This window comes from Streptococcus sp. oral taxon 431, from assembly GCF_023110115.1.
Lineage (GTDB): Bacteria > Bacillota > Bacilli > Lactobacillales > Streptococcaceae > Streptococcus.
This window is the reverse complement of record NZ_JALDVP010000005.1, coordinates 114483-125530: the sequence shown is the minus strand read 5'-3', so window position 1 is coordinate 125530 and position 11048 is coordinate 114483. Positions and strand designations below refer to the sequence as shown.

The 11048-nt window shown below is 40.2% G+C and carries 12 protein-coding genes; 10 read left to right on the top strand and 2 right to left on the bottom strand.

From position 1 onward, the window contains the following. From M1F91_RS07405 to M1F91_RS07360, 10 genes are all read left to right on the top strand, one after another. Positions 1–518: LPXTG cell wall anchor domain-containing protein (locus tag M1F91_RS07405; RefSeq protein ID WP_247913185.1), on the top strand; the 518-nt coding region annotated here is incomplete at its 5' end. Positions 519–720: 202 nt separating this feature from the next. Beyond that, complete coding sequence (locus tag M1F91_RS07400; protein WP_247913184.1) at positions 721–3684, top strand: YfhO family protein; 2964 nt, start codon at positions 721–723, stop codon at positions 3682–3684. A 162-nt stretch (positions 3685–3846) separates the two neighbouring features. After that, complete coding sequence (locus M1F91_RS07395) at positions 3847–4050, top strand: helix-turn-helix transcriptional regulator (RefSeq protein WP_000916944.1); 204 nt, start codon at positions 3847–3849, stop codon at positions 4048–4050. Next, positions 4050–4253, top strand: a complete 204-nt coding sequence (locus tag M1F91_RS07390) for a hypothetical protein (protein ID WP_036758187.1) — start codon at positions 4050–4052, stop codon at positions 4251–4253. Before M1F91_RS07395 ends, M1F91_RS07390 begins: the two co-directional genes overlap by 1 nt. Further along, entirely contained in the window at positions 4250–4600 is a 351-nt protein-coding gene (locus tag M1F91_RS07385; RefSeq protein ID WP_247913182.1) for a PspC domain-containing protein, read from the top strand. Before M1F91_RS07390 ends, M1F91_RS07385 begins: the two co-directional genes overlap by 4 nt. A 14-nt stretch (positions 4601–4614) precedes the next feature. Beyond that, complete coding sequence (locus tag M1F91_RS07380; RefSeq protein ID WP_006152992.1) at positions 4615–5316, top strand: DUF3169 family protein; 702 nt, start codon at positions 4615–4617, stop codon at positions 5314–5316. Between the two features lie 9 nt (positions 5317–5325). Then, positions 5326–5967 (top strand): type II CAAX endopeptidase family protein, encoded by a 642-nt coding sequence (locus tag M1F91_RS07375; protein ID WP_247913181.1) that lies wholly within the window; start codon positions 5326–5328, stop codon positions 5965–5967. Between the two features lie 18 nt (positions 5968–5985). Next, entirely contained in the window at positions 5986–6201 is a 216-nt protein-coding gene (locus tag M1F91_RS07370) for a hypothetical protein (RefSeq protein ID WP_004250454.1), read from the top strand. Positions 6202–6338: 137 nt separating this feature from the next. Next, a complete protein-coding gene (aspS, locus tag M1F91_RS07365; RefSeq protein WP_247913180.1) occupies positions 6339–8102 on the top strand; it encodes an aspartate--tRNA ligase in 1764 nt (587 codons plus the stop codon). Next, positions 8080–9021, top strand: coding sequence for a YitT family protein (locus M1F91_RS07360; protein ID WP_049496772.1), 942 nt, complete (start codon positions 8080–8082; stop codon positions 9019–9021). Before aspS ends, M1F91_RS07360 begins: the two co-directional genes overlap by 23 nt. Positions 9022–9074: 53 nt before the next feature. Here the strand turns inward: M1F91_RS07360 and M1F91_RS07355 are convergent, their stop codons facing one another. Continuing rightward, on the bottom strand, positions 9075–10061 hold the full coding sequence (locus tag M1F91_RS07355) for a LacI family DNA-binding transcriptional regulator (protein ID WP_247913179.1): 987 nt from the start codon (positions 10059–10061) through the stop codon (positions 9075–9077). A 9-nt stretch (positions 10062–10070) separates the two neighbouring features. Beyond that, positions 10071–10871, bottom strand: coding sequence for a DUF1189 domain-containing protein (locus M1F91_RS07350; RefSeq protein WP_247913178.1), 801 nt, complete (start codon positions 10869–10871; stop codon positions 10071–10073). Positions 10872–11048: the final 177 nt, after the last annotated feature.

Here is an 11048-nt window from a genome sequence, read left to right as displayed (position 1 = left end):
CTCCAACAACAACTGAAGCTCCAACAACAACTGAAGCTCCAACAACAACTGAAGCCCCAACAACAACTGAAGCTCCTTCAGAAGCTACAACAACAACAGAGGCTCCAACAACGACTGAAGCTCCTTCAGAAGTTACAACAACAACAGAGGCTCCAACAACGACTGAAGCTCCAACAACAACTGAAGCTCCAACAACGACTGAGGCTCCAACTACAACAACAGAGGCTCCAACTACAACAACAGAGGCTCCAACTACAACAACTGAGGCTCCAACTACAACAACTGAGGCTCCAACTACAACAACTGAAGCTCCAACTACAACAACTGAAGCTCCAACAACCACTACAACCACTACAACTACAACAACTGAAGCTCCAGCAACAACTGAAGCTCCAACAACAACTGAAAACAAACCAGGACTTCCAAATACTGGTGAGGCTACAAGCCTAGTACTTGTATTGGCTGGTGTGGTAATCATGTCAGGAACAGTTGTTATGAAACGTAAATTTACTAAATAATATTAGATAAGTTTCTTTAGAGAGGAGAGAGCATTGCTCTCTCTTTTTTAAATGTTAAAATGATGGAGTAGTAGATACCTATCCTTCCCTTTTCAAGGGGAAACCTCACTTATCACGAAGTCACAAAGCCAACATTACAATACTAGCTAACGTAGCCGGTAGCAAACAGAAGTTGGTTAAAAACATAGAGGAGAAATCAATAATGGAAAATTGGTTGACACATTGGCAGAAATTAAAGGAAAAATATCCGAAGGGTGTCCTTTATGTCAGTAGTGCCTTGCTACCGATGACCATCATGCTGGTGGTATGGTTTTTCATGGGGAGCTATCCTTTTGGAAATAAAAGTTTAATGACCGTTGTCTTTGATCAGCAGTACATTAGTTTTTATGGATTGCTAAAGAAAGCCATTCTATCTGGTGATTTAAGTAGTCTGACATATTCCTTTACTAAATCTTTAGGTGGAGATATGATTGGTGAGTTGGGCTATTATTTGATGAGCCCTTTCAATGTTATTTATGTTCTGCTGCCTTTAAAATATATAGGGTTATCTGTTTTTCTAACGATCTGGCTCAGATATGGTGCATTTGGACTTTCCTTTGCACATCTCTTAATTAAACGTTATAAGGGTGCAGAGTCAAAACGATGGATGATTCCCTTGTTTGCGACAGCTTATGCCCTGTCTGGTATGTTGGTATCCTACCAGATGAATGTTATCTTTTATGATGCCATGTTCATGCTTCCTCTTGTCATCCTATATCTAGAGCAGTTGTTAGATGGCAAAGCGGCTTATCCATATGCCTTTGTACTAGGCTTAACGGTATTCCTTCAATTTTATATGGGTTATATGATATCGCTATTTGTCGTTTTGTATGCCTGCTATTATCTTTCGCCTCGTTTTTCTATTGAGGGGACATGGAAAGTAAAACTCAAACATTACGTCCAACCCTTATGGGATGTATTTCTCTACTCTATCCTAGGGGTTGCGGCTACTTCAATATTATTAGTTCCAGTATTTTTCAACTTGATTGAAAGTAAGGGACAAGCAGGAGGAGCCATGACATTTTCCATGGCCTTTCAGATTAATCCCTTAGACATTTTATCCAAACTAACTATCGGGGGCTTTGATGCGCAATCAGGTTGGGCAGCTGGACCAAACCTGCCAAATATCTATATTGGAGCTCTCGGGTTTATCGGCTTTATCTTGTACTTTTTATCAAGAAGGATAGTCAAAGAAAGAAGATGGGCTGCGGGAGTGGTTACTCTCATTTTCTTTACTTCCTTTGTAAATGAATTTGTGAGTAAGATTTGGCATATGGGACAAAATCCTGCCGGATTCTTCTTCCGCTTCTCATGGTTATTCTCTTTCTTCATGCTGCTTCTAGCCTATCAAGCATTAAAAGAGAAATTTAAAATCTCTCGCCGAGGGAAATTGCTATCAGTTGTAGCCCTAGTCTTATCGGCAATCTACCTCTATACTAAAGACTTTACCTATCTACCAAAGAAACAACCTGAGGCTCTAACTCTGTTTATCAATAGCCATTTTATTGCTATTGTGATACTGGTTGTATCAGCTACAGCTATAGGATTTTATCTATACTGGAAACGCTCTGCCAAGTCCCAGAATGAAAAGGAAAGGGTATTGGTGATTGCAGCTGGATCTGTGGTGGTATTGCTGTTATTATTACAAACAGGTTATCTCTTTTCTCGTGTAGTCTTAACTCTACTCATTTACTCAGCTGTACTGGCCTTGTTACGTCCAGGAATGATTCGCTTAGCTGTTGTCTTGTTATCAACTCTGACAGTATTTGAGCTAGGATACAATGCCTATCTATCACAAGTGACCTTTAGTTATGCAAATGTTGATGAATTTGTGGACGGAACGCTCTCGGTTAAACGTGTGACGGATAAAATCCAAGAAAACGCAGATCAGCCTTTCTATAGAATTGCAACGACCTTTGCCTATTCTCGAACAACTCCATCTCTGATAGGTTATCCAGGTTTGAGTACTTTTAGTTCAAATTTGGAGAGGGCCACTATGAATCACTTTGCCTATATGGGTGATCAAGCGGGCGATGAAGCAATTGAATACGAAAATGGAACTCCTCTGACAGATGCCTTATATGGTGTTCGCTACTATATGGATGTCAAAGACCTGGATCCTACTGAGAAAGAAGCTCATCCTGAGAGAATGTATTTCACACGTTTTGCCAGTCGTTTTGATATGCAGCGTTATTTTACGCAGAAGGTCTACGAAGATGAACGCTATATCGTGTACGAAAATCCAAATTCTTTCCCATTAGCCTATGGAACAAATGATTTGGTAAGAAACATCAACTTTGGTAGAAACAACGCTATCCAAAATCAAAATATCATTCTTAACTCTATGGAAGGTGTGAAAAAAGGTGAGGAAAACTACCTCGACTACTTCAAACCCCTAGCCTACGGAGATGTTGAAACAGAAAATCTTACTGAGGAAAATGTCGACAAAGAAAAAGGAACTGCAGTCTACAAGCGGGTGGATTCTTCTAAGGATGCAATCGTTCGTTACCGAATTACTCCGCGAACAAACTTGACCTATTACTTCTTCGTACCAGCAAGTCTAAATTCAGAGAAAGATTACTCCGTCCTTCTGAACGGCAAGTGGTTCACTCATTCTAAGAGAAATACGCAACGTCAACTATGGCAAATCGCTGACAATGCAGAGAATCAAGAGTCTGTACTGGAGTTCCGCTTTAAAACAGACAAGGTTGACCTTTCAAACGCAGGAGTTTACCGCGCAGAAATCAGTCAAATTCAAAGTGCTTTAGAAAAGCGGAAGGAACAAGGTCTACAAGTTGAGAAATTCTCGAATACTCATATCGTCGGTTCAGTGAATATTACTGACGACAGTAAATATATGATGACCTCTATCCCTTATAGTGAGGGATGGAAGGTGAAAGTAGATGGCAAGGATGTCCCTGTGACAAAAGCATGGAACAGCTTTATTTCATTCCCGATTACTTCCGGACAACACAAAGTAGAATTTGTCTTCTCTCAAAAAGGAAGGGTTACAGGTGCTGTATTGACTCTCATCAGTCTAACAACGCTTTATATCGTCAGAAGAGATTACAAGAAGGATGATAAAAACCAGCTGAAAGAAAATCAAGACGCTCCATCAGCTGGGTAAGCAATCTTTTATCAACTATAAAAAAATACGGTCAGGATACCATTCCTGACCTTTTTCTTTTACAAAATGACAAAAATCTTAAACTTTTTGACAAATATGCTTGTCAAAAATAAAAAGATGTGTTACAATGAAATCAAGATAAGAACAAAGGAGAAAAAAGACATGCTAAAAAATCGTCTAAAAGAGCTTCGGGCTCGCGATGGCCTGAATCAAACAGAGCTGGCCAAACTAGCTGGCGTGTCCAGGCAAACCATCAGCTTGTTAGAACGGGATGAGTACACGCCATCCATCGTCATTGCCCTGAAGATTGCTCAGATATTCCATGAGCCAGTCGAGTCAGTCTTCCGCTTAGAGGAGGATGAGTGATGAACAAGTATAAAGTGATTTATTATCTATCTATAGTTGTGTTTATCGTAAATCTTTTGGCTATGATTGGAAGCCTATTTGGTTGGTTTACAATTGTTGAAAGTAAATACCTCTTCTGGATTAACATAGTTTTACTATTAGTCTTTAGATGGGTAGAGAGAAAGATAAAGTTTAAAGAGATCCTAAAAGGAGAAAAGTTATGAAAGAGTTTTTAGCGGGTTTTCAAGTCGATACTGAGAACAAGGAACTTGCCGGTGTTTGTGCAGGTCTAGGAAATTATTTTAACATTCAAGCCAATATCGTTCGTTTGGTAACAGTCTTGTTGTTTCTCTCTTCTACGGAGATTGGGATTATAACAGTAACTCTCTATGCTTATCTAGCAGGTTGGCTTGGGAATGAACCCTTGGGGGATGGAGCAAAAAAAGCTAGAAATCAAGCTATTCTCTTACTTGCTGTTTGTTTGATTTTGGTGTCACTTGGAACAGAAGGCTTGACCGCTATTTTCGAATCAGGTAAAGCCTTTGGTCAATGGTTGTCTGGCTTGTTTTAGAAAGAGGTTAAAATATGGAAAAGAATCACATAATTTTTGCACTGAAACTTTTTATTATAGGAGCTTTATTAGGAATACTTGCCGGAGCTCTTAGAGTTAAACCTTTAGGTATTAGCCAAGAGCAAGTAATCCCTGTCTTGTTCTCAATCTTTTTTGGTCTAGGGCTGATTACGGCAATCCTAACATTTTATTTCACTAGAAAAAGTCATCAGGCTTATCAGAATTATCAACGAGAAGAAGAGGATGAAGGAAATGAGCAAGACTATCTTGCTATGTATCGTTTCTTGGATTATGGTACGGTAGCTTGGAATGTTTCCCAAATTAGTATGCTATTCTGTATGCTTTTAGACTTAGGAAGATTTGGCATATCAGCAACATCCTTACTTTTGATAGTTGTAAGTATTTGGTCGGGTGTTTACTGCCTAAAAATCACTAGCAAGATTCGTAACTATAAACTTTCTGTTATGGCCACACCCAAGGAAGTTTTGGAATACCTCGATACTTATGATGAGGGAGAAAAACAGGCTGAGATGGAAGAAGCTTACTTGATCTTGTTCAAGGTCAATCAGCTCCTCATTCCTGGTATCTACGTTGTCTTAGTAGTTCTATCTATGGTATTAGGACAAGTACAGTTGGTTGCTCTGCTGGTGGCAGTTGTCATCCATTTGTACACCAATGTCGCACAATTGCGCAAAACAAAACGTTATTTTAAATAGGAGAATATTATGAAAACACTTAAAAATATCGGCTGGTATAGCCTTGCCTTCTTATCATTTCTTATGGTCTATAGTTTTATTCAGGGTGTAGGTTTAGCTGCCTTGATATTGGGAGCACCTAACTATGTTGCTGTACCTGTTTATGTCTTATTAGCAGGAATCTTCACCTTCGTTACCTACAAGTGGTATAAGACAGGAACTGTTACAATAGAAAAAACGGCTCTTAACAAATACATCTGGTTACCTGCCTTGGTATGGATCTTTGTCATTGTTGCAGAAAACTTTTTACCAAATGATCCATCAGTCAATCAAAAGATGGTAGAAGAATTGACTCATAATCAACCTCTTTTCTCTTTCTTTATGGTGGTTGTCTTTGCACCTCTGACAGAAGAGTTAACATTTAGAGGTATGTTAGCTCGCTTTGTCTTCCCTCAGCAAGATAACATCAAGCAAACAGCTATCTTTCTTCTTGTAAGTAGTCTCATTTTTGCTCTTGTTCATTTTCCTGGAACTCCACTACAGTTCCTAGTTTATGCTTCACTTGGATTTAGCATGGGCTTGGCTTATATCAGTAAAGGTGGTTTGGCTTATAGTATAGCCCTACATGCTTTGAATAATTTAATCGCATTTTTAATGATAGTCATGCTATAATAGACTCAGGAGGAAATCATGAAACGAGTACTATTATTAGCAGTGATTCAGGCTGTATTTCTCTTCTTTGTCATCGGCCTACTTGTCTATTTCATTAAGGGGGATTTCTTTTATAACAATCTAGCGATTATCTTTGCTCCTATCGCAGGAGTGATACGATTTGCGACAGCTTATGTGACAGAAATTGTCCTTCCTAAGAAAACAGAAGGGATTGCTGAAAAGCGTAAAAAATAAAGAAAACCTAAATCCAGCGAATGACTTTGCTGGATTTTTTCATTTATAAGGGGAAACTCTCAACTTTTCTTATGATTTTCATGAAGAGCCTGCTCTTTTATGGTAAAATAGTAACAGAATACAAGAGGAGAGAAGAAATGAAACGTAGTATGTATGCTGGTCGTGTTCGTGAGGAGCACATCGGACAAGAAATTACCTTGAAAGGCTGGGTTGCCCGTCGTCGTGACTTGGGTGGATTGATCTTTATCGACCTTCGTGACCGTGAAGGGATCATGCAGTTGGTTATCAACCCTGAAAAAGTTTCTGCGGAAGTGATGGCAACAGCTGAAAGCCTTCGTAGTGAATTTGTCATCGAGGTGACTGGACAAGTTGCAGCACGTGAGCAGGCAAATGATAAACTGGCGACTGGAGCAGTTGAACTGAATGTAACGGCTCTTACTGTGCTTAATACAGCCAAAACAACTCCATTTGAAATCAAGGATGGCATTGAGGCTAACGATGATACGCGTCTACGTTATCGTTACCTTGACCTTCGTCGTCCAGAAATGTTGGAAAACCTTAAACTTCGTGCTAAGGTGACACATTCGATCCGCAACTACTTGGATGAGTTGGAGTTTATTGATGTGGAGACGCCATTCCTTTCTAAGTCAACACCAGAAGGGGCGCGTGACTATTTGGTGCCATCTCGTGTCAGCAAAGGGCATTTCTACGCTCTTCCTCAAAGCCCGCAAATCACTAAGCAATTGTTGATGAATGCTGGTTTTGACCGTTACTATCAAATCGTTAAATGTTTCCGTGATGAAGACTTGCGTGGTGACCGCCAGCCTGAGTTTACCCAGGTCGACTTGGAAACTTCATTCCTGACTGAGCAAGAAATCCAAGACATCACAGAAGGCTTGATTGCGCGCGTGATGAAGGAAACAAAAGGGATTGAAGTAACACTGCCATTCCCTCGTATGAAGTATGATGATGCCATGGCTCTTTATGGTTCTGACAAGCCTGATACTCGTTTTGAGATGTTGCTTCAGGACTTGACAGCAGTAGTCAAAGGTGTTGATTTCAAAGTCTTCTCAGAAGCTCCTGCTGTTAAAGCCATTGTCGTCAAAGGCGCAGCAGACAACTACTCACGTAAAGATATCGATAAGATGACAGAAGTAGCCAAACAGTATGGTGCTAAAGGTCTTGCTTGGGTCAAGGTTGTCGACGGTGAATTAAACGGTCCAGTTGCTAAGTTCTTGACTAGCATTCAAGGCGATTTAACAAGTGCGCTTGGTCTTGAAGATAAAGACTTGGTTCTCTTTGTGGCTGATACGCTTGAAGTAGCCAATGCAACACTTGGGGCCCTTCGTGGACGTATTGCCAAAGAGCTTGGCTTGATTGATAAGGACAAATTTAACTTCCTCTGGGTAGTTGACTGGCCAATGTTTGAATGGTCTGAAGAAGAAGGCCGTTATATGAGCGCCCACCATCCATTTACTCTTCCTCAGGCAGATACTGCCCATGAATTGGAAGGTGAATTGGCCAATGTTCGTGCTATTGCCTACGACATCGTCTTGAACGGTTATGAACTTGGTGGCGGTAGCCTTCGTATCAACCAAAAAGAACTCCAAGAACGCATGTTCAAGGCCCTTGGATTCTCAACAGAAGAAGCAAATGACCAGTTTGGATTCCTTTTGGAAGCCATGGACTATGGATTCCCACCACACGGTGGCTTGGCTATCGGACTTGACCGTTTTGTAATGTTGCTCGCTGGAGAAGAAAATATCCGTGAAGTGATTGCTTTTCCTAAGAACAACAAAGCAACTGACCCAATGACCCAAGCACCATCAACAGTAGCTCTTAAACAATTAGAGGAACTCAATCTACAAGTAGAACAAGATGAAACAAACGAAACTAACTAAAAAGTGGTACCATTATCTGCGCCGCTTTGCTTATCGGGTGAAGATTTTGCGTGTTTTGCAAAGTATCTCCCGAGAAAAATACGATGAAAAAATTTCAGCTTCTCTAGTATATGGTTTTCTATCAGCAGTAGCTGTCAATTTTTTCTTCCAACCAGGACATGTTTATTCAAGTGGAGCAACAGGTTTGGCTCAGATCATTTCTGCGCTTAGTAATCACTTGTTTGGCTTTTATTTCCCAATTTCAGTAGCATTTTACGCTATCAATATCCCGCTGATGATTTTAGCCTGGTACCAAATTGGACATAAGTTCACGATTTTCACCTTTATCACGGTATCCATGAGCTCGCTCTTTATCCAGTTTGTGCCAGTGGTAGTCTTGACAGAGGATCCAATCATCAATGCTCTTTTTGGGGGAGTCGTCATGGGACTGGGAATCGGCTTTGCTTTACGCCATAACATCTCCAGTGGTGGAACAGATATTGTCAGCCTGACTATTCGCAAGAAGACAGGTCGTAACGTTGGAAGCATCTCCTTCCTAGTGAACGGGACAATCATGCTGATTGCTGGCTTGACATTTGGTTGGAAATATGCCCTTTATTCCATGATTACGATCTTTGTCTCAAGCCGTGTAACAGATGCAGTTTTCACCAAACAGAAACGCATGCAGGCCATGATCGTCACTAGCAATCCTGACGCAGTCATTGAGAAAATCCACCACAAATTACACCGTGGTGCGACCATGATTCACGATGCGGAAGGGACCTATAACCATGAGCGTAAGGCGGTTTTGATTACGGTTATCACTCGCGCAGAATTCAATGATTTTAAACTCATCATGAAACAAGTTGATCCGACTGCCTTTGTATCGGTCTCAGAAAATGTCCATATTTTAGGGCGATTTGTCGAAGTTGAAAACTAGTTGTTCAGATAAATGGAATACAAAAAAACCAACTCAAAATAGAGAGTTGGTTTTTATTTTTCAACGATTTCGTGTGCAATCACCTGACGATAGCAGATTTGACGATTCTCTTTGACATCATTAATGATTTGCAGAATGGTTTCAAATGAAGTTCGACCAAGAGCAAGGCTATTGATATCAACATAGGCAGCTAGATTCAATCTTGGATTGACCGAATCAAAGCTGAGAACCGGAACATCAAGCTGGTGTTCGTTGAGGTAGTTACAGACACCTTCAGCTAAGAGACTATCTGTTGTAATAATAGCATCGGTCTGAGGGTCGTGTTTAAAGAGTTGTTTACTAAAGTTATAGCCCTTTTCTTCTAGAAACTCGTCTGCAAAGAAGGTACGGTGACTATCAAGAGGCAGATTGTGTTCTTGAAGTGCTTGCTCGTAACCTGTGAGACGGTCCTGGGTAACGAAGAGCTTCTTGGTACCACCAATGAAAGCAATGCGACTGCATCCTTTTTTGATGAAATATTCGGTCGCATCAAATCCGGCTTGGATGTTATCATTATCAACAAGCGGAATGAAAGGAGAAAGTGATTTTCCAAGAATGAGGAAGGGAAATTGCTCCTCGGCAACCAGTTGTACCAAGGGGTCATTTTCTTGAGCATACAAGAAGATAAGCCCATCCACACGTTTTCCGTAGACCATTTGTGAAATGGCGTTTAAACGCTCTTTTTCATCTTTACCAGTCGCAATCTGAATGGCATAGTGATTTTCCGAGGCAACCTGTGCAATCCCTCTAAGAACAGAAGGGAAGAAAGGGTTTTGGTAGAAAACATCTGAATCATCTGGAAGGACTAAGCCAATAACTTGCGTATAACTGCTAACAAGACTTCGAGCATTAAGATTAGGATGATAATTGAGCTCTTTCATTGCTTTTCGAACTCGTTTTTTGGTTTCGTCACTAATCGTTGATTTGTTTTGAATAACACGGGTTACGGTTGAAGGAGAAACTCCTGCAGCTTTGGCCACGTCTTTAATCGTAACAGGCATAATAATCTCCTACTTTTTGTAGTCTGGATCACGATAATGAGTCTTATAAAAGATAGTGACCAGATATAGAACAAATAAAATGTTTTGAACAGTGATCAAAGTTGCCATATTCTGCCCCAAAAGACCTAGAATCATGGTCAGTAAAGTTGGTAATCCTAAACAGTTCAAAATAAAATGATAGCACTCTTTATAGGTCTTAAATGAGAAGAGACGAGATTTTTTCGTGAAGTAGAGCAGAAGGCTAGCACCTAAAGCTACAATGAAAAAATTAAGTCCAAAGAGAAAACTAGCACCTAAGACCAGGAAGAGGCTGATATAGACGCGGTTCTGTTGATACCAGTCTTTTGAAATAGCCTGAGTCAAGCTTTCCTTGCTTTGGAAACTATCAGTTGTAATAGCGTGATAGCGAATGCTGGTTAGTTCTTTTCCTTGCTTACTGATGACGAGTTGCTCAGGTTCAAAGTTAAGAAGTAATTCTTCAGGGAAACTTGAACTAGAAGTATCTCCAATTTGAACAGAAGCTTGATGAGGAGTTGCCCCCGTATAGCTTAGTTTTCCATCTACAATCTGAGCATTGGTAGCTAGATCCTGAACGACTTCGTCCGTAAATGGAGCATAGACATCATCGATGAACGTCTCTAAAGGATAGGTTTCCTGAGAACTGTTCTGGATAGCAATAGGCACCATGGATAAGCTAATCAAGAAAATACTGGTAAAAATCAGTTGAAACCAGTTTAGACCAAAACGTTGAGAGAGGGGCTTACGAAATCCCCAAATACTATTAAAATAAGAAAATGGATATGGTAACATAAATCTCTTTCTATAGGCATTTTTCTATACGAGTATTATATAGAGAAATGTTTTTTATTTCAAGCGGGGATAGTAGGATCCTTGGTAAAAGTGAATGTTTGTTATGATTCATCCACTAACTAACAAGGTAATCTCAGCAAGCTCTTGTTTCTCACCAGACAATCGATGTACAAGTTC